The 20099-nt window shown below is 64.0% G+C and carries 15 protein-coding genes; 7 read left to right on the forward strand and 8 right to left on the reverse strand.

The genetic code is table 11. The features are described from left to right. Positions 1-4: 4 nt before the first annotated feature. From FIV42_RS19175 to FIV42_RS19190, 4 genes are all read right to left on the reverse strand, one after another. Entirely contained in the window at positions 5-505 is a 501-nt protein-coding gene (locus tag FIV42_RS19175; protein ID WP_141199251.1) for a hypothetical protein, read from the reverse strand. 110 nt (positions 506-615) lie between these two features. Next, the gene (locus tag FIV42_RS19180) at positions 616-1998 is read right to left on the reverse strand and encodes a c-type cytochrome domain-containing protein (RefSeq protein ID WP_141199252.1); all 1383 of its coding nucleotides are present in this window, start codon (positions 1996-1998) and stop codon (positions 616-618) included. Between the two features lie 221 nt (positions 1999-2219). Next, positions 2220-3668, reverse strand: coding sequence for a DUF1501 domain-containing protein (locus FIV42_RS19185; RefSeq protein ID WP_141199253.1), 1449 nt, complete (start codon positions 3666-3668; stop codon positions 2220-2222). Between the two features lie 52 nt (positions 3669-3720). After that, positions 3721-5556 (reverse strand): DUF1549 domain-containing protein, encoded by a 1836-nt coding sequence (locus FIV42_RS19190; RefSeq protein WP_222615267.1) that lies wholly within the window; start codon positions 5554-5556, stop codon positions 3721-3723. 214 nt (positions 5557-5770) lie between these two features. On the opposite strand from FIV42_RS19190, the gene FIV42_RS19195 reads away from it, so the two are divergent. Beyond that, positions 5771-7324 carry an ABC transporter substrate-binding protein gene (locus FIV42_RS19195; RefSeq protein WP_141199254.1) on the forward strand — a complete coding sequence of 518 codons (1554 nt, stop codon included), beginning with the start codon at positions 5771-5773 and terminating at the stop codon, positions 7322-7324. A 22-nt stretch (positions 7325-7346) separates the two neighbouring features. Here the strand turns inward: FIV42_RS19195 and FIV42_RS19200 are convergent, their stop codons facing one another. The 3 genes from FIV42_RS19200 to FIV42_RS19210 form a co-directional block, all read right to left on the reverse strand. Next, positions 7347-8042, reverse strand: coding sequence for a hypothetical protein (locus tag FIV42_RS19200; protein WP_141199255.1), 696 nt, complete (start codon positions 8040-8042; stop codon positions 7347-7349). Positions 8043-8158: 116 nt separating this feature from the next. Continuing rightward, positions 8159-8761, reverse strand: coding sequence for a hypothetical protein (locus FIV42_RS19205; protein WP_141199256.1), 603 nt, complete (start codon positions 8759-8761; stop codon positions 8159-8161). A gap of 14 nt (positions 8762-8775) precedes the next feature. Then, positions 8776-9561 (reverse strand): hypothetical protein, encoded by a 786-nt coding sequence (locus FIV42_RS19210; protein WP_141199257.1) that lies wholly within the window; start codon positions 9559-9561, stop codon positions 8776-8778. Positions 9562-9795: 234 nt separating this feature from the next. Between FIV42_RS19210 and FIV42_RS19215 the strand changes: the two genes are divergently transcribed. From FIV42_RS19215 to FIV42_RS30250, 3 genes are all read left to right on the forward strand, one after another. Further along, positions 9796-10911 carry a coiled-coil domain-containing protein gene (locus tag FIV42_RS19215; RefSeq protein ID WP_141199258.1) on the forward strand — a complete coding sequence of 372 codons (1116 nt, stop codon included), beginning with the start codon at positions 9796-9798 and terminating at the stop codon, positions 10909-10911. Positions 10912-10999: 88 nt separating this feature from the next. Then, entirely contained in the window at positions 11000-12028 is a 1029-nt protein-coding gene (locus FIV42_RS19220) for a hypothetical protein (RefSeq protein WP_141199259.1), read from the forward strand. A 274-nt stretch (positions 12029-12302) separates the two neighbouring features. After that, positions 12303-12452, forward strand: coding sequence for a hypothetical protein (locus FIV42_RS30250; RefSeq protein ID WP_168210770.1), 150 nt, complete (start codon positions 12303-12305; stop codon positions 12450-12452). A gap of 30 nt (positions 12453-12482) precedes the next feature. Here FIV42_RS30250 and FIV42_RS19225 read toward each other — a convergent pair whose 3' ends face one another. Then, complete coding sequence (locus FIV42_RS19225) at positions 12483-13631, reverse strand: proline-rich domain-containing protein (protein WP_141199260.1); 1149 nt, start codon at positions 13629-13631, stop codon at positions 12483-12485. 92 nt (positions 13632-13723) lie between these two features. On the opposite strand from FIV42_RS19225, the gene FIV42_RS19230 reads away from it, so the two are divergent. The 3 genes from FIV42_RS19230 (at position 13724) to FIV42_RS19240 (ending at position 20090) form a co-directional block, all read left to right on the forward strand. Then, positions 13724-15994: an ATPase, T2SS/T4P/T4SS family gene (locus FIV42_RS19230; protein ID WP_141199261.1), complete on the forward strand. Its 2271-nt coding sequence runs from the start codon at positions 13724-13726 to the stop codon at positions 15992-15994. Between the two features lie 1260 nt (positions 15995-17254). Continuing rightward, positions 17255-18931: an ATP-binding protein gene (locus tag FIV42_RS19235; protein ID WP_141199262.1), complete on the forward strand. Its 1677-nt coding sequence runs from the start codon at positions 17255-17257 to the stop codon at positions 18929-18931. A gap of 160 nt (positions 18932-19091) precedes the next feature. Then, the gene (locus tag FIV42_RS19240) at positions 19092-20090 is read left to right on the forward strand and encodes a hypothetical protein (RefSeq protein WP_141199263.1); all 999 of its coding nucleotides are present in this window, start codon (positions 19092-19094) and stop codon (positions 20088-20090) included. Positions 20091-20099: the final 9 nt, after the last annotated feature.

Raw genomic sequence — 20099 nt, forward strand, 5'->3', positions numbered from 1 at the left:
CCGCTTACGCCTCGTCGAGCGCCAAAATCAGCTCGAGATAGCCGCTCTTGTCGTCTTTGACCTCGGCGATGAGCGTCTGCTGGATGGTGAACGTGTAGGTGCTTCCGTCGGGCATTTCCAGGCGCGGGCGACCGCCGCGAAGCTGGTTGACCTTGGGCGATTCGACCAGAAGCGACGCTTCCATCTGGTCTTCGTGAAGGTACTGCAGCTCGACGCCCTCGATCTCGTAATCGTCGATGAAGACCTTGGCGCCGGCCAGGTTGGCCTGCTTGGCCTGCTCGGCGACCTCTTCGAGCGGGGCGAGCGATTCGTCGGCGGCGTCGAGAAAGTCGGTGTCCGAGAGGGTGCCGTCGAGGGTGGACAGATAATTCCGGACGGCCTCTTGGTCGTAGCCGTCCGGGCTGCTCTCGATACTCTCGAGCACGTTCTGGTGGCGTTCGAGGCGCTCGAGCAGGTCGTCGAGCTTGGTTTGGACGATCGATAGCTTGTCTTGCGTGTTTGTCATGGTTGGTCGTTCAGATCGAAAGTTGGGTTAGACTCCATGTGTGTGCGCAGCCTAACAAACTCTCGGCTGAGACCATAGGAGGCAGACCGTCGAGGTCTGCCTCCTGATGCTCATTCGTCCATCGCGCCGTTTTCGATCCAGGTGCGGATATCGTCGAGCTCGGCCTGGGTCAGGGTGCGCGTGCCGTTGAGCGGGTCGATGGGCATGGCGCTGCCGGTGATCGACTCGTCGTCGGTGATCTTGAGCCACAGGTAGCTCTCCTCGGGGCTGCCCGGCTCGACGAGGTTGAGGTCGGGCTGCTGTTGCGAGGCGCCGAGCAAGGTGGTGTAGGCCTCGTCGTCGGTCAGGTTGAGCTCGGCGGCGGGCTGGGCGCCGCCGTGGCAGCCGCCGCAGTTGGCCTCGAGGATGCGCGAGACGCGCCCCGACCAGGTCACGCCTTCGCCCAGCAGGTTCAGGCTCTCGGGGTCCTCGCTGTACGAGCAGTCTTTGTAGTCGATGGGAGAGGTGCCGTCCGGCGGGCTGTCGGCGTTGGCGTCGAGGCCTTCGACGAAGCAGAACAGGGCGAGCATCTCGGGGATCGACAAGGGCTGGTTGGCCAGGGGCATGCGCGAGCCGGGTACCGGCTCGCCGCCCATCGTGCCGCGCAGGCGGCCGATGAGGTAGCTCTCGTCGGGCTTGCCCGGCTCGAGCAGCGTGGCGGGCTTGGCCTCACGGGCGCCGTAGGTGCCGTTTCGGTTGGTGTCGCCCTGCACGATGCCCACCGACATCAGCTCGTTGATCGTGTCGACCTGGTAGTTGCGCACCTCAGCCATCAGGTGGCGCCCGTCATCCAAGATCCACCAGCGGGTGCGGAAGTTGGCGAAGACCAGGTCTTTGACCTTGCCGTCGGCGTCGACGAACGTGCGGATAAATTGGCCGGTCGAGTACGTTTCGTTGCGGTCGATGTTGACCGGGTCGTGCAGGTAGATGTGCAGGCCGGGTGACTCGGCGTCGGGCATATTCTCGTCGCCGTAGTCTTGCTCTTCTTCGCCCGGGATATACTCGAGCCAGCCAATCTCGATTTCGTTGAAATCGTGGTCGGACAACTTGAAGCGGTCGCCGGGGCGTTCGCAGCGGTCGTAGACCGACTCCCATTCGCCGGGCTGGACGTTGCAGGGGGCGCCGATGGTGCTGAAGAAGTTCGCCGGGGTGCGCAGATCCGGATACTCCTTCTGGTTGTGGCAGACCCCGCCGTTGGGCGTGCATGTGCGGTAGATGACCTTTCGGTGCAGGTCCAGGCCTGTGCGAAAGCGCTGCTGGGCTTCGAGCACCAGGTCGTTGTCACCGGTATAGGGGTCGACCGCCTCTCCCTCGTCGGAGCTGGGGCGGTTAGGCTCGAACTTGATGGTCGAGCCCAGGACCTCCTCTTCGGTCGGCTCGTCGCCGCAACCCGCCAAGAGCGACAAGGCGACGAGGAAGAGTGCTACTCGCAAATTGTGGGTCGTCTTCGTCATATGCGTTCGTACTTCAGATAATGAAGGCCTCGGTTTTAGCAAGGCCTTCTATTTGGGCAGTTAAGGACTTGGGGGCTGCGAATCGTCACACACGCTCATCTCGCAACCCCAAAATCCTTAATTGCTTAAATAGCAGGCGCCGCGCATCTGCAGGGCCACCTCTTCTGCCAAATTTGCTTCAACAGCAGGCGCCGCGCATCTGCAGGGCCACCTCTTCCGCCTCAAGCAAACAAATCTTCGAAGGGCTCGTCGGCCGGGAAGAACTCTTGGTGGTCGCAGCCGAGCACGTCCATCATGGTCTTCATGACCGAGCGGTACGAGTAGACCTTGCCGGTGGCTTTGAGGTCGGCCGGCCGGGTCTGGCCAAAGCTGCGACCGCCGTTGCCTGCGTTTTCGATGATCCCGCCCATAAACGGCATCGACATCCAGCGGGTGGCCAAGTCGCCGCCGTGGTCGCTGCCGCGCGCGCTGTTGAATTTGCTGCCACGCGCGGTGCGGCCGAACTCGCTGCCCATGACCACGAGCGTGTGGTCCCAGTAGGTGCCGCCATCAGGGTGCTCCATCATCTTGAGGGCGACCGGAAGCCCGCTGATGATCTGGTTGAGCTCGTCGATGCGCCGCGGCAGGCCGTTTTCTTCGCCGGAGTGGTAGTCGTAGCCGCCCTGGTTCATGTAGACGGCGGCGCTGCCGAAGTGGAACAGACGAAGCGCCAGGCGCACCCGGCGCCCGGCACGTCCGTCGCCGAAGATCGTCTCCAACTCGCGGTTGCTGATGCCGTCGATCTTCTCGTCGGAGTTGTTGCGGATTTTGAGGGCTTCGCTGTTGAAGACCTCGCTGTACTGCTTGGTGGCGTCGCGCGTCTGCATGTACGCCTCGATGGGCGTCTTATCGGTCTCGTGGACCTTGTCGCGGAAGCGCTCGTCAGCCTTGTCGGACATCTGCTGGGCCCACTCGGGCAGGGTGGAGGCGGCGTCGAAGCCGAAGCTGTCGAACCCGTCGCCACGCAGCACCGGCGGGCGGTAGCCGGCGTACTCGCCGGTGCCCACGGCCATGCCGGAGTCGTCGAGCGAGAAGGCCGGCAGCACCACGTTGCCCTCGGCGCGCGCTTGTTCGTAGCGCTGGCGAAGGCCGTAGTTGATCATGGTGAAGACGCTGGTGCCCGTGCCCACATAGCCTTTTTGAAAACGCTCGAGCCCTGTGCCGTGGTTGCCATCGGCGCGTCCGGCAAACGGCTCGTGGTCGACGCATGGGATCACCGCGATCTGGTTGGAGATCTCGTGGACGGGCTTCATGCCCATGTCCCGGCGCTGCTGGCCGCGCTCGCCGTCGAGGTAGCCCGACCGGGTGAGCAGCTCGCCCACGCCCCATTCGGTGCCGTCGGCGGTGGTGCTCGCCGAGCCGAACGGGTTGAACTTGGCGCCTACCTCGGCATTGAACGCCACCGGAAAGCGAAAGCCGCCGGCGAGCCGGATGTAGAGCAGGTGCTTGACGGTGTTGAACGCCGAGGTCGACGCGATTGCGTCATTGGGCGTCCAGATGGTCGGCATCGCTAACCCCGCGGCCGCGGCCACACCCAGTCCCTTGAGGAACGTGCGTCGGTCGGTGCCTTTTTTGGGTTGGGAGTCCGGGGAGCACTGGGCGTAGCGATCTCTTTTGGTATCGTCGCTCATCTTTTGCGTACCATCAGGTTCTTAGTTCTTGGTTCTTGTCCTCGAACCAAACTTAATAAAACAGCATCTCCGAGCTGCTCAGCAGCGCGAAACACGCCGGACGGGCGAATTCCTCGGCTGTGCACACCTGCCGCGAGCAGGCTTCGCCGTGGTCGCGGGCGTCGTCGAGCTCGCTGCCCGAGGCGCTGCGGCTGAAGAACTTCTTGGTCTGATAGCCCACGATCTTGGCGGCGAGCTCGCGGTCGACGGCCACATCGGGGTCGATGTCGGGCGGCAATAGCATCGAGGCGTCGACGCCGTCGAGATCGCCGTCGAACGACGGGTTGCAGATGCGGTTGACGAAGTTGAGCTGCTGGGCCGTCGTCAAGATGCTCACGATGCGGAAGCGTCCGCCGACGTCGTTTCGGGGGCAGCCGCCCAGCGCTTGGGCCAGCGAGCGGTAGCCGTCGTCGATGTCCCCGTCGTCTTCCAGCGGCCAGCGCGAATTCTTGAGCAGCGCGATGGTGCCCAGCCTGTCGGAGCGCTCCAGATCGCGCGTCTCGGGGATGCGATGGTCGCAATCGCCCAACTCGTAGCCGGTGGTGTGCTCGATGGTGTCGAGCCAAGTCTCGGCGTGCACTTGCTTGAGCGGGCCCCAGGTCCAGCGAAAACGGGTGTCGGTTTGTCCCTGCGCTGACTGCAGGTAGGCGGCCGAGGTGGCCACCGCGAAGTGGACGCTGCGGATGTCGGCGTCGTGCTCGAGCAGGTGGCTGACGAGCTCGTTTCGCACCTCCGGCGCCATCCGGCCCAGGTCATAGCCCAGGTATTGCTCGAGGACGTCGTCGACGGCCTTCTCCCAGAACTCACTCTGGCCGGCCAAAATCTTGCCCGGCAGCTGCAGCTTCTCCCACTCGTGGTCTTTGAGAAGCCCGCTCCACATGACCTCGCCGTCTTCTTCGGCGCGCATGTCGGGTTTGAGGATAAGCTCGTTGTAGCCCCAGAGGACGCTCGTGCACGCGCCTTTGGTCTCGGAATTGACCTCGCCCTCGTCGGTGACGCATTCGTACTCGATGAACGCGTCGGGCAGGCGCTCGCCCAGGTGGGGGTGGTCGTAGTAGCCGTTGTGCCACAGGTTGTAGAGCCGTGCCAAATCGCTGCGCTCGCTTCCCAGCGGCGGGCGGCCCATCAGGAGCCAGAAGAGCGCCTCGGCGCGGTCTCCGGCGGTAGCATACCGACGCGTGAGCACCGGGTGGGCGCTGACGACGGCGGCAAATTGGTCGTAGGGGACCTCGCCGCGGTAGAGCTTTCCGACGAGATCGTCGGCGTCGAAGATACGCACCACGCTGACCGCCTCGTTGTTGTACAGGAGGCGATCGGCCCAGAAGCGCTGGTTGAGCTCGACGAATTCGTCGCGGCTCATCAGGTCGTTGACGACCTCCGCCCAGGGGCGGTCCTTGCAGACGCTGGCGACCTCTTGCTCGGTGGGGAAGCGCCCGATCATGTCGGCGAAGAGGCGTCGGCACGCCTCGGCCGTCTGGACCGGGCGAGGCTCGAGGCCGACGCCCCACAGGCTAGGACACAACCCGCGGTTGACCGGGTTTTGCAGGTCCAAGCTGTTGCAGTAGTCGAGACAGTCTTCCCCGCAGTCGGGAAGCGAGGCGTCGTCGGGTGGGTCGACCTGACGTGTCTGTGGCATGGACTGGTCGACGCCGGCAAACGGTCCGGTGTTGAGCGGACCGTCGTTGCCGACCATCTGCCCCGGTCCTTTGCCAGGATTGATGGGGTCGAAATCGCTCGGCTCTTGCTGACAGCCGCTGGCGACCCAAAGCGCGATAAGACACACCGCCATGGGTTTGACGATGTGAAGCCGGTGACCTGTCCCGGCCGTTGGCCCGGTGAGGCGGAACATGGATGGGCTCCCGAAAAAAGAGCATGAGTTTTGCGTTGCTTGAACTGTTGGCCTCATCTTAGCGGCAGCTGCATGGGCGGTCAATTACACCGCCCGATGCGGTCGTGCCTCGCGCTTTGCTCGGGCCGATGCGGTTCGACGCGCAACTTTGTGAAAAACCATAAATCTCGTATGATGCACGAGGTTGTGCCCATTTCGTGTGTCTGAGGTTTCGATGTCTCGCAGCAAGTCGTTTCTGATCCTGGTGGCGCTCAGTCTGGTCGCCTCGTCGACCGGCGCATGCACGTTCCTCGTCGACGTCGACGAGTGCGCCTCCGAGTCCGACTGTGTCTCCAACTACGGGCGCGGCTGGACGTGCGGCGGCGAGAACCTGTGTGAACGTCGTGAGATCGTCGACGAGCTCGACCAGGGGCCGTGTGACGGAAGCGCCGGGCCGGTCGAGGATCCGAATACCTTCAATATCGGCGTGCTCTTGCCGCTGAGCGGCGAGGAGGGCGGCGACGGCACCGCGATGCTCGACGCCATCAAGCTCGCCCAGGCGAACTTCAATGATCTCGCAGGTGTCGACAACCGCCAGATCGGGCTGGTCATCTGCGACACCGAGGGCAAAGACGCGGTGGCCCTCGAAGGGGCCGACCACTTGGTCAACGACGCCGGCATCGAGGCCATCATCGGCCCGAATTTCTCGAGCCAGACCGTCGACGTGGCCACCCAGTACGCCATTCCGAACGATGTGCTGCTGGTGTCGCCGTCGGCCACGGCCGTGCCGATCTCGGATCTCGACGACAAGAACTTGGTCTGGCGGACCACGCCGAGCGACGCGCTGCAGGCCCACGCCATGGGCCTTCTTGTGTCGGACGTGCTCGATGGGCTCGCCGCCGACGATCCCGACGTGGTCAAGTTGGCGATCCTCGCTCGCCAAGATGACGTGTACGCCCAAGGGCTGCGCGAGAGCCTCGTGCAGTACCTGCCCGACGAGGTGATCAACGGCGGCGAGCATCGCCTGCAGATCCTCAACTACCAGAACACCAGCGCAGGGCAGGGTAGCGACTATTCAGGAGTCGTCGCCGAAGTGACGACCAAGTCGGTCAAGCCCGACGTGGTCGTCATCCTCGGGTTCGCCGAGGCGTGGCAGATCTCCCGGCAACTCGACTCCGAGTTGGACGCCGACACCATCTACATCTTTGCCGACGCCGGCCGCGTGGCCGAAGAGGCCAACGACGCCGCCTCCGATCCCCTCGAAGGCCGCGTGATGGGCACCGCGCCGGGCTCGGCGAGCAGCTCGAGCTATGTGCCCTGGCAGAGCTTCAAGTCCGCCTACCAGGCGACCTACCAGCAAAACCCCGCCGACATTCAATACGTCGCCAACGCCTACGATGCGCTCTACGCCATCGGGTTGGCCGCCGCCGGCAGCGGGTTTACGGGCCCCGAACTCGCCCAGGGCATGGCCAAGTTGTCCGATGGCGAGACGATCAACGCCACCCAAAGCGACCTGTCTCGCGGGTTGACCACGCGCGCCGGCGGTAGCTCCATCGATCTGCAGGGCGCCTCGGGCGAGCTCGACTGGAACGACAACGGCGACCCCACCGTCGGCGAAGTCTCCTTCTGGTGCCTGCGCAACCGTGCGGTGCCCGACCAGGGTGTGCTCTACGATCGTCAGGGCAACTTCACCAACGTCGGCTGCGCCGAAGACTCCTGCGAGGTCGACACCGACTGTCCCGAGAGTCACGTGTGTGGCTCGAATGGGACATGTGACCCCTCCAACTGACCAATCTTGGTGCGTCGAACCCTTAGAGAGCGATTTCCATCGCCAACCCAAACTCGTAGCGCAACGTGCTCGTGGTCCACGAGCGCTCGTACGTGACGCCCTCGACGTTGTCGTCGATGGCGAACAGGTAGAGGTTTTCGTAGCGCACGCCCAGGTCGCCGCGCAGCGACAGGCGCTCATCGATCTCCCAGCGTCCGCCGATTTGAGGGGCGATGTTGAAGCCGACGCGCGGGCTGTCCCAAACGTCGACGCCTTGTTCTTTGAGTTCGTCGATCGTGTCCTGGAACTCGCCGTCGGGCACGAGCAGCGAGGGGCCGGCTTGGGCGCCGAGGATCAGCGCGTAGTCGCCGCCAAAGGGGATGAGCCACTCGGCTTGGACATAAAAGTCGGTCAGTTGGCCGAGTTCGAAAGGCTGGGGCTCGTCGTCGTTGTTGTTTTCCTCTTCGGGAATCTCGACGATCTCATAGCTTCCGTAGTAGCGCAGACCGCCACCCCAGCGCACATTTTCGGAGGCGTGGCGCAGATACCAGATGCCGCCCGCCAGGGTGCTGTGCGAGTCGAACGAGAATGACTCGTCCTCTTCACGGACCACGTCGCGGCGCTCTTCGCCGGTGAGGTCACCATCCTCCGTGTAGAGGCCGGCGCCGGCGCCGATATACTGTTGAGCTGAGGCGACGGAGGGGGCTGCGAGGACGCCGAAAATTACGAGAAGCAACAAACGCGAGTGCTTGGACATGAATCGTACGGGACTGAGTGTGTGAATGTGCTGGACGCACTATAGCCCCGGAGAGGGATTTTTCACAATACGCAGTCAGACATCGGCGGAGCGGGGCGCTACTCGCCGGTGTCCTGCTCGCCGAGCAAGTCGCGAAATCGGCGCAGGCGGTCGGCGAGTTGTTCGACCTTGGGCTTGGCGCCGGCGGTCAGCGGTTCGACGACCACGACTTTGTGCTCGAACTGGATGGCGCGCGCGGGCAGATCGGTCTTCTCCATGACCGCCTGGGCGCCGTCGTCGTCTTTGTGGCTGTGGATGGTGACCGCGATATGCTCGTCGTGGCGACGAAACTTGCGGGTGATCTGCTGCTGGGACTTCAGATCGATGACCTCAGGTTGGCCAAACTCGACCCAGCCGCCGCTTTGCACCACCTCGAGGATGGCTTGCGAGGAGACACCGGAGCTCTCCGGTGCATTCAGGGCCTCGCGCGGCTCGACGTCGTCGGCCGGCTGCTCATCAGCGGTCGATTCGTCGGTCTCGGTAATTGTGACTTCCGCCTCATCGCTGCCAACGTCCTCTTCGTCACCCAACAGCAGCCAGCTGATCAGGGTGGTGGCGATCGCCAAGAGGACGGTGGCGGCGATGAGGGGGATAAGACAGCCGAGCGCGCCGCGACTTTCGTCTTGGCGGCTGGCGGCGTCACTTTCTTGATACGAGGTCATGAGCTACGGCTCGCTCAGTCTTCAGGCTCTTGGACCTCAATGTCGTAGAGCTTCCAGCCGAGCAAGTCGAGGGCTTCTTGGACCTGGCCGACCATGCGGCGAGTGGCGTACACCGCATTGTGATACGGGCCGCGGTCGAGGGTGGCCACCGGGCCGTAGAAATTCTCCGGCGGCTCGGGCCACTGGGTCTCGTCGGCGTCGACGTCGAAGTCGAACACCTGAATGACCCCGTAGCTGTCTTCGGCGGTGAAGCCGGAGATGATCGAGGAGAGCTCGGCCCACTCGGCGTGCTCGAGCTCGAAGGGGTCGATGAGCGCGAAGACGGCGACGTCGTTCTTCTCGTACTCGTAGTCGTCGCCGCCGGGTGGCACGATATCGGCCAGCTTGCTGGCCTCGTCGACGATCGCGTCGCAGCGAATCGGCTCCGAGCGCACCTGCTCTTGGAGCTTCTGGCGCGACTCGTCGTCCTTTTCGGCCAGATAGACCCGGTGAGGGATGTCGTTGATGACATCGATGACCAGGCCGGCCGAGCAGCGGTAGGCTTCTTCTTCGTCGAGGCGGTCGGCCTCCAAGCGCACGTAATCCTTGTAATAAGGATGCTCGGCGAGCTCGCGGTTGACCGCCTGCTTCCACTTGAGCTTATTGTTCCACGGCGCATTCAACATGAACGCGTGGGTGTCGAAATAGAGCAGCGGGGCCTTGATGGCCTTGGTGCTCATCAACTTGGCGAGCCTGACCAGCGCGCCGTGCTTGAGGATGTCGCCGAGGTTGCCGACGTTTTCCATTTGTTTGTTCGCCATTCCTACTCCAAAGCAAGTTGCGTGATCCCCCGCAAATCGATCGACTCACGCGATCGCAATCGTGAGGCGCAATTCTGCGATGTCTCCGTATGGGCCCCCTGCAAAGCACAACAAAGCAAAAACGTCAACCGTTCCAAGGAATTTTTTGATCCCCGCCGATTCGTTGACGCACTTGCAAGCCTGCAAGTAAGGTTGCTGCAGTTACCTTGCCCCCTTCAGTTGGCTGATTGCCTCATGAGCCAGACGCACCAAGAAATCTTACAACGCGAAGTTTCTTATTCCGGCGAAGGGATCTCGGTTCGCTCGCTGGAAACTTCCATTAGCCAAGAGCGCACTCGGCAAAACCAGAACGTCGAGGCGCTCAGCCGACTTCGCCAGCGTAATTCCGAGATCCAACAGGCGCTGGGCGAAGAGGTCAAAAAGCTCAAAGACATCACCAAACATTTGAGTCAGGAGCGCGAGCGCGGCGATTTTATGAGCGGCGTGCGCGAAGTCCTGGCAAAGCTGCCCTGGTTCGGCGAGCAGATCATCACGCGGCGTTCGATCGAGGAGCTCCTTAGAAAGCAATATGAACTCAGCTCGAGGCGGGTCAAGGAGGCGGCCGAGTTCGCCGATCGCCTCGAGGCGGCCAAGTCCGACCTGTTCGACGAGATCGAGCGGCTCAACCAAAAGATCGTCGAGTCGGCCAAAAACGAAGAGGTCGCCGCCGAGCGCGTCCTCGAGTTGACCAAGCTCAAAGACAGCCTGGAGGTCGAGTTGATGGCCTCCGATCGCTCCAGCTCTACGGGACGCGAGTTGCAGGCCCAGCTCGACAGGGCGCGGCGCAAGTTGGCCAAGCACTCCACGATGCTCAAGCTGTACAGCACCGCCGAGGAGCGGCTGGCCAAGTTGCAGAAGAACACCCGCCAGCTGGCCGAGACCATCGCGCATCTGCAGAGCGACATCACCGTGTACGTGACCGCGGCCAGCGAAAAGCTCGACCTCATCGCCGGCCAGATCCAGGCCATCGGCGCCGCCGCCGACGCCTCGGTGGTCATGCTCGAGCTCAGAAACTCGCTCGAGGCGATGACCGAGTCGGTCAATCACACCACTCGGTTCGTCTCCGAGACTCAGGCGTACTTCCGTCAGAACGTCGACACGATGCTCGACGACCTGCAGTTGTACGACGCCGAGACCGAGCACGTCTTGGAGAGCAACCTGGCGATCAACCAGGGCTACGACGACCTGCAGATCGCCGACGCGGTCTCCTCGGCGCTGTCCCAAAAGATCGAGCGCGCCGCCCAGGAGGTCACCCTCGAGGACGTCAAAGAGGCGACGATCGAAGACCTCGAGAAGATGCGGATTAAGTGAGGGGTTTAGGGGCTAGGAGTTTAGGGTTTTAGGGTTTAGGGGTTTAGGGCGCGGATGCGCTGATGCGCGGATGCGCTGATGGATGGATATGGTTGACGAACGAGAAATCCTGCCGAATACGGCGATCAAATCGGCCACTCTCGAGGGGGAGGCCGAGGCGGCGTACGTCGAGCGCCTGTATCGCATTCTGCGCGGCGCGCGGCTCAATCTGTACTACCCCGATTCGCGCAAGCTGCAGACGCACGTGCGCTGCATGAGCCCGCAGGTCCACCGGGGGCTCTACGATGGCATCGCGATCAACCTCGACTCGGGGCTGCCGACCTACCGGGAGTGGACGCGCGTGCAGACCGACGTGAGCATCGCCGACGAGCAGCTTCACAAGCTCGGGGCTCGCCGCGAACTCGAGCGCAAGGCGCGCCGAAGCGACGAGCCGATTCACCAGAAGCTGCTCAAAAAGCACCAGTATTACAGCGATATCCGCGGCAAGGAGTTGTCGCCGCTGGGCAATATGGACGTGGCGCTCCGTCGCGTCGAGCACGAGAAAAACACCGCCTATTTCCATGTGGTGCTCGACAAGCTCGACGCCTCCGGCCTGTTCGTGCGCTACTCCATCGACCTGGCCCAGACCTCCGGGGCGTGGAACAAGCAGGTGGTACGCCTCGACGAGGAGACCGCCGAGCACACCGAAGAGTTCCAGTCGCTCATCTACAAGTTCACCTCCCTCGACAGCGAATTTACCTTCGCCAAACTCGCCGGTCTGGGCGGGTTGAGCGTCGAGCGCGTCGCCAAGGGCACGGTAGGTCCGATCTATTTGGCCCGCGAGCAGGCACCGGCGGCGCTCTCCCATCTATTCGACGGCGACGACGCCTTCGTGGCGATGTTCGCGCTCGACATGGTCGCCAACGACATCGCCGAAGACCGCGATAACGACCCGCTCGACGTGGCGATGACCGAGAAGATGTCGCCCGAGGCCAAGCAAACCTTCCACACCGCACGCGAGCGGTTGGGCGTGCGCACCTTTCGAGACCGCAAATTCGTGGTGCCTCGGCGCATGGTCCCCGCGGTGCGCGAGTTTTGCGAAGCGCAAGGCACCAAAAATATCGTCTACGGGGTCTGAGTTTGGGTCGCGAACCCTCCGAGGCCACTCCCCGTCGAGCGCATGGCTCCGGAGCGATCGCCCGACGAGTAACGACACCGAGGCGAGCTTGCCTCGGCGCAAATAAAGGTAAGTTTTGCGTACGGGGCGCATCATTTTCGCGTCTTCCGTGGACAAAACCCCGTCAGACGGCCGCTATGGCAGGATCGACGATGGCCCACCTTTTGCAGCAGGTGTTTGCGAAATGGTCTCGGCGACCAGAGTGGTTCGTTCCCCAAACGAAAGGAGAGACAAGATGTTCGGTTATGGTTCCCTCGAGTGGGCTGTCATCATTGGTACGGTGTTCTTTTTGATCGTCATCCCCACCGCGATTTTCGCTTGGGTGTGGTGGCTGTCGCGCAAGGCCGAGAAAGACGAGCAGGCCAAAGGCGGCTCGGCTCCCTGACTCACGCATTGGGTGGTTGACGGATCACGATCATCGACCGCGAGGCCGTGTTGGCGGCCGGGTTCCACGGGTTGGCTGACGAGGTCGCGTCGCAGGGCGCGTACCGCGGATACGTTGTTGCCTGGGGCGAATCTGGTGCTGGCGCGGCTGAATGCGTTGTGGCCGAACCTGCTGCGGTCGGACCTGCTGCGGTCGGACTTGTTGTGGCCTGATTTGCTGCGGCCGGATCTGCTGCGGCCGAACTTGTCGCGGCGTGACGCGTTGAGGGTTGATCGTTGGGCGTTCGATGCGCGGCCGAGTCGGCGCACGGCGCTGGCGCTCGCGCTGCTCGACACGCGTCGGTGAGCGAAACTTCAGGTTGCGCTGGTCGGGACGTGCAGCCGGACGCGTCGGTTCACGCCGGCGGCGCTCGACGCGGTCACGACGGTCACGCCGGTCGTAATCGCGGCGGCGGTCGTACCTGTCGCGGTAGTCTTTCCGGCGGTCGTACTTGTCGTGGCGTTTGTAGTCACGCCGGTGGTGGCGCGGATAGTAGTGGCGATACTTCCCGTAGTGGATGATCGCCCGCGGGGGATAGGGGCCGTAATAGTACCTCGGGTAATAGAACCCGTAGTACGGGTGAAACCACGGATAGCTGTAGAGACCGTAGTGAAACCCCAACGTGAAGTTCACGCGTGTGTCGTACCAGCGTACCTTCTGGCGCTTTCGAATCGTGACCCGCACCGGGTCCTCGCACACGTAGCCGTAGCCCGGCTCGAAGACTTCACCGACTCCCACCGCGACCACACACAGGCCGACGTACGGGTAGTCGTAGTAGCGCACGTGGTTCGGAAAGAGCACTCGCCCGCGGTACGATTGCAGCGGCATGCCGTGTACGAAGACGTAGTCCCCGCCGCTGGGGGCATACAGAGTCAGCCACAGATCGTACTCGTTGTCGCGCGCCCAGCGCCAATCTCGATCCTGCAGGGTGTACTCGACCTCCAGGCGGCGAGAGCGATCCTCGACCTCGATGTCCGAGAAGGTCAACTCGACCTCTTCATCGACGTCGTAATTGGACTCGAGGTCGTAGTCTTGGGCGGCTGCGTCGTTGGTGGCGCAGGCTGGAAGGTAGGCTACTGCGACGAAGCTCAGCGCGATTAGGAGTCGGCTCGAGCAGGTGGTACGCTTGCGTTGCTTCATGGGAGGCTCCGTCGAATGGGGTGTCGCTACTGCCTCCTTTTGTGCTAAACGATTGGTAACGCAGAGAAATTCGAAGTATTTCAGGTGGTATTATGTCGAGCTCCGATTCGCGCCCCGAACGCCGTCTTCAAGCATCTGTCCCCCTCCGCAAGGCGCTACAGCAGGTGCCTCGTCAGACGTTCGCCCTCGACGTCTCCGAGCAGCAAGTCTCGGGGCACGGGGCGTTCAGCGGCACCTCCGACGAGCAACTCGTCTCGTTGGTACGCGCCGCGAGGCTCACTCCCGACGACCGCGTGCTCGAAATCGGCACCGGGATCGGCTACCGCGCCGCGCTCGTGTCGCGGCTCGTCTCCGAGGTCCATACGATCGACTCGGTGAAGTTTTTAGCCGACCACGCCCGCCAAAAGCTCGACGCACTCGGTTTCGACAACGTGCACACCCACTTCGGCGACGGCCTCGCCGGATTGGCCGCCGAGGCGCCGTTCGACGCTATTTTGGTCATGGTTCCCGGCGTCGGCGTACCCGCCAAGCTCCTGTCCCAACTCGCCGACAGCGGTCGGCTCGTGGCGCTCGTGGGGACCGACACGACCCGGCGCAAGCTCTTGCGGGTCACCCGCGAGGGCGACGAGTTTCCCGAAGAGATGCTCGGCGTGGGCACCGACGCGATCCAACTGGGCGATATCGTCGTGGAGATGGGGCTCGCCGACCGCGAGCGCGTCGAGCAGGGCGCGCGTAAGGCGGCGGCCAGCGGCCAGCGCCTGGGTGAAGAGCTCATCGAAGAGGGCGTCATCGACGAGGTCGCGCTGTACCGCGCGCTCGCCGTTCAGCGCGGCATGAAGTTCGAGACCGCCCAAATACTGCTGCGGCGCATCGACCGCGAGCTATACCGCGCGGTCTCCCAGGCCTACCTCGAGCATAGTCACGTGCTGCCCATTCGGCGCGACGGGGCGCGCCTGCAGGTGGCCACCACCGACCCGGCGGGCAATTTCGGCGGGTTGGCCGTGGCGCTGGGCGCCTCCGAGGTCGACACCTACCTGGTCACGCCGCGCGATTTCCGGCGCATCTGGGCCGCGCTGCGCTTGGGCAAAGCCGCCAGTCCCGAGCCGGACGCCGTCGACGAGGCGACTCAGCAGGAGTCACGCGACCGCGACCTCTTTGCCGACAACGCCTTCGACGCGCGCATGGTCGCCATCTTCGAGGCGATGCTGCTCGACGCGGTCGCCGAGCGCGCCAGCGACATCCACCTGGAGGTCTACGACGAAGAGGTGCGCGTGCGCTTCCGCATCGACGGTGAGCTGCACGACATCGACCACTACGCGCTGAGCAAGCTCGAGCTTCGCGGGCTGATCAATATCCTGAAGATCAACGCCGGCCTCGACATCGCCGAGCGGCGCCTCCCGCAGGGCGGCCGCTTTCGCCGACGCGCCGGCGAGACGAGCTTCGACCTGCGTGTGCAGACCCAGCCGTCGCTGTACGGCGAGCACGGCATCATGCGCATCCTGCCGCAAGACCAGCATGTGTTGACCATCGAGGAGCTCGGCTTCCCGCCCAAGATCGCCAGCCAATACCGCCGCCTCCTCGACAGCCCCGGCGGGCTGATCCTGGTCGTCGGCCCCACCGGATCGGGCAAGTCGACCACGCTGTACGCCGGCCTGCAGGTCCTCGCCAAGGACGCCTCGCGCAAGGTCATCACCGTCGAAGATCCCATCGAATACTCGATGCACGGCATCCAGCAGACCCAGGTCAAACCGGAGATCGGCTTTGCCTTCCACAACGCCATGCGCGCCTTCGTGCGCGAAGACCCCGACGTCATCCTCGTCGGCGAGATTCGCGACAAGGAGACGGCGCTCGAGGCGGTGCGCGCCTCGCAGACCGGCCACCTGGTCTTGTCGACTTTGCACAGCAACGACGCAGTCGACGCGGTCCAGCGCCTCTTCGACCTCGACATGCACGCCAACTCCATCGCCAGCGAACTCCTGGCCGTCATCGCCCAGCGCCTGGCCAAGCGCATCTGCAAAGCCTGCCGCGAGCCGGCCGAGCCGGAGCCCGAGATCTTGGCCGAGCTCTTCCCCCACGGCGACGTCCCCGCCGACTTCCAGGCCTACCGAGGCGCCGGCTGCTCGGTCTGCGGCGGCCGCGGCACCCGCGGGCGCATCGCCGTGCTCGAGTTCCTGCGCGCCGACAAATCCGTGCGCGCCGGGGTCACCCGCCGCCTGCCGGTCGACGAGCTGCGCCAAATCGCCCTCGACGCCGGCATGATCACCATGCGCGACAGCGCGCTTTGGTTGGTCAACGAGGGAATGGTGCCCCTGGCGGAGCTGCCGCGCGTGCTTCCCGCGGAGCGAATGGCTCCGGAGAAGTGATTGGCCACGGATGCGCGGATGGACTGGATGCGCGGATGGACTGGATGCGCGAATAGAGCGGATGACGCTGGTCGCGGATGAGGTGATGATAGGCGGATACCGGCGCTAATTCGGGTGATGATTTGCGGATACGCGGATACCCGCGTCGTGGCAGTGTCGTTATCCGCGTATCCGCTCATCATCAGTCCTATCCGCGGCTCCATCCGCCTAACCCGAAGACCCCGGCGGGGTTATCCCGCCCGGTGAATAAGCCTGCGAAGCTACGAGGCCGCGCCAGCGCGCCCCGAAGACCCCGGCGGGTTTATCCCGCCCGGTGAATAAGCCTGTGCAGCTAATGCGAGGCGCCCAACCTCCCATAAGACCCACGACTCGAGACCCACTCGCATCGAGACCCACTCGCAGCGCCCCCACGACGACATACCGGTGCGTCTACCGACGAAATTCGCCGGCATGGGCGTCGCGTGTTTGTTTGTGATTGTGATCGGTCAACGGGCTAGGCCCGCCCCGTTTTGAAGCCACCTCGGATAGGTCATGCGCTAAGCACATGCCCACCCCGACGCCACGACCTACTAGCTACATCGACGCCGCTGCGGCACTCCCATGGCACAGGCCCATCTTCACGCCACATCGCCTACATCGACGTTCCTACGAACCCGCACCGGGCAAATCCGACCGTTTCGCCACAAGGACGAAACCGCCGGCTCGGCCTCCGCCGAGCGCGTCGAAGAGGTACAGGCCGACATCTCCTCGAAGATACGCTCGCCACGAAGGCTCTGTTTTGCGGATCGGGAAACCGTTCCGCCGCAGGCCAGGTTCTGTTCGACAACTCCGGACCGAGCCGAGGCGAGGGGATTCGGTGCAGATTCGGAGGCCGTCTGACGCAGGCGATGCAGCGCATCGTCGAGGACAGACGGCGCCGAAGATGCACGAATCAACCGCCTTCGGCGACGGGAGTGAGTTGTCGAACAGAACCTTCTGAGCCCGACCGGCTCAGCCACCAGCGTGTGAGCCAAGGCCAACTTCGACTCACCCGCCCGTTTCAAATTTGTGGGGAAATTCGTGCGCACGATACTGCCACCCCTCATTACGGTTTTCGGCAAAAAACAAAAATCGTTGCGTACTTTTTTTAGGATCGGCCCCTGACGGGGTGCACGGGCTGCATTGCTCTGATCGTCAAATCACACGGTCGAGCTCGAATCTACGGCCGAAGAGGCGCGACCGTTTGTTGAGCAAATCGATCCGATTTGCCATGGTGTCACCATGAGCGAACTACAAAACATCTCTGTCAGCCTGCCCAAAGGGGGCTTCGACCGCGCCGGGGTGACCGCGGCGGTCAAAAAGTCGGGGCTCCCCGGGCAATTCGAAAAGCTCGCGCCGGGGCCGTTCGGCAAGACGGCGACGAGCCTGGGCGTGTTGGAAGGCGTCGTGGCCGCCTGTGACCTGGGCCTGGCGGCCGCCGAGGCCTTGCGCGGCGTCATCCTCGACGAGGCCGCCAGCGGCGCCTCGTTCGCCGTGCCCGAGCTCACCCGTCAGCAACGCCAGCTCGTGGCGGCTTTCCAGGTCGCCGTGACCGCCGACTCGGTCGAGCGTCATATCGCGGAGTGGGTTCACGAGCCGGCGGTCGAGGGCTCGCTCGAGATGGACGGGCTCAGCGATCTGTTGGCGCACGACGGCCCGCCGGTCGAGCTTCTGGGGCGTGTGCTTCGCATCGCCGCGGCCTACGTGCAGATGAAGGCGCCGGCGCGCACCTCCGACGAGGACGACGCTCCCGAGCCCGACCACGCCGTGGCCGCCACGCTCGCCGCGTTCTTCGAGTTGCTTCGCCGCGCCACGATCACCTACCTCAAGAGCAGCTCGCTCAAGCCCTTGCTCAGCGCGCTCGAGGCGCGCGAGGTGCGCGTCGCCGGCTACCCGTACGACGGGCTGGAAATCGCCGAGCGCATCGAGGTCGAGACGGGCCTGCTACCCGTGTCGCCGAGCGATATCGTCGGCAACGACGAGTACGTCGAGGCCGGCCTCAAACTCGCCCGCGCGGTCGCCGGATACGACTTCGAGGCGGGCAAAAACCCCAAAAAGATCAACCCGGTGCTCTTCGGGCTGGGCCGCCCCGGCTCGGGCAAGACGATCACGGCGCACGCGGTCGGAAACTACTTTCTGAACTACTGCCGCGAGCGCGACGTTCCCGCCCAATTTCGCGTCATCCAGCGCACCGAGTGGGCGTCTAGCTACCAGAACGCCTCGGCGCAGAACCTCGTGCGCATCTTCCGCGAGGAGGTCTACGGCTTCGACGGCGTCAGCGGGGTGTACTGGCCCGACATCGACACCGCGTTTGCCTCGCGCAGCGCCCAGGGCCTGCGCATGGAGGAGAAGCAAAACCTGGGCGCCGTCTTCGGCGTCTTCGACGGCACGCTCCTGCCCAAAGACGGCAAGTGGTTCCTCATCTGCGACGCCAACACCCTGCACATGGACGAGGCGACGATCAGCCGCATCGCCCAGAACCCGATGTCGGTCGACGGGCCCACCAAACCCGCCCAATACGCCAAGATGATGCGCGAGTTGATGCTCGACGACGTCGCCCGCTTCGTCCCCGGCGACGACCTGACCTGGCAGAAGGTCGGCAAGCTATGCGTCGAGCACGACCTGTCGGGCCGCAACGTCGAGTCGATCTGCAACAATATCCGCAGCCACATCCAAGACTTCGAGTACCCCGACGAGTACTTCCAGGCCGACGGCGCCCGCCGCAAAGAGATCATCGACGACCTGTGCAAGCCGGTCTCGTCCGCCCAGGTCCTCGAGTACGTCGAAGACTTCGTCGAGTTTCGCCAGGAGGCCGAGGACGAGGCCGAAGAGGAGAAGTTCAAACGCGAGGTCGAGTCGATCGTGCGCCAACTCAACGCCAGCCGCGCTGCGGCCGCGTTGACGGGCGAGGAAGGGTGAGAAGAACAAGCCGAGCCCGAAGGGCGGAGCGATATTTTTTGATAGCCCCCTGCGAAGCGAAGCGGAGCTGGGGGATGGTGTGAGGAAGGGCGGAGCGATATTTTTTGATAGCCCCCTGCGAAGCGAAGCGGAGCTGGGGGATCTGATCGAGTGAGGGGAGATGCAGCACTTACGACCGGCTCTAGTGATTCTCGCCGCGACCGCGCTCTGCGTGTCGTGCACCTCGGAGGACGAGTACACGCTCTCCTCACGTCTGTCTGTGTGGACCCACCCGACCCAGGTGGCTGCCGGGGCGGCGTTTCGCACGTCCGTTCGCGTCCCGGCGGGACCGACGAATCTCGATGACGAGGCGTTCGAGGTGCGCCGGGTGTCGGCGTCGCCGTCGCATGTCGCGCGCTTCGAGGGGGCGTTGCCCCAGGGGCGAGACGTCTCGCATGGGGTGGTGGTACGCACCTTCGAGGCGGGGACGGCGACCGTGGACGTGGCCGTCGAGACCGCCGAGGGCGAGCGGCTGCGCAACGTCTTCGACGTGCAGGTCGTGGAGGTCGCGGACGCGGTGTTCGACGATCCCTGCGCGGTCGACGGCAACCCGGCGCCGACGCGGATCTTGGATGCGAGCGCGCCCATCGAGCTCGACTTTCAGGCACGCGACGCCTCCGGGCGCATCGTCGGGGGCTTGGGCGGTGCCTTCTTTTCGATCACCCAGGACGACGAGCCCGTACGCAGCGAAGTTGACCTGGGCTTCGGTTCGATCCGGCTGTACCCCGAGCAGGCCGGCCAGATTGAGGTGCGCGCCGAGCGCTTCGGCGTCGATCATCGCGTCGGTCTGGTCGAGCCGGGCGACGTCGATCGCATCGAGGTCGTCCAGCGCGGCGGGCTCGAGGGAACATTCGTCCTCGCGCCGCAACTCTACGCGGGCGATGCGTTGACGTGTCGACAGGGCGACACCCATACGATTTCGGCCACGATCACCACCCCGCAGGTATGTCAGTTCTGGGTGGCGGAGGAGGGCGAGGCACGTTTCGAGCGCGAGGCCCACGACGCGTTCGACATCTGGGCGATCGGCTCGGGCGAGTGCTCGGTGACCTTCGAGTTTGCGCCTGGCGCCGGCGGCAGCGGCGTACGCCAATCCTTCACCGTCGACCTTGCCGGCGAATAACGCGAATTT

It is taken from the genome of Persicimonas caeni (assembly GCF_006517175.1).
In the GTDB taxonomy this organism is placed as follows: domain Bacteria; phylum Myxococcota_A; class Bradymonadia; order Bradymonadales; family Bradymonadaceae; genus Persicimonas; species Persicimonas caeni.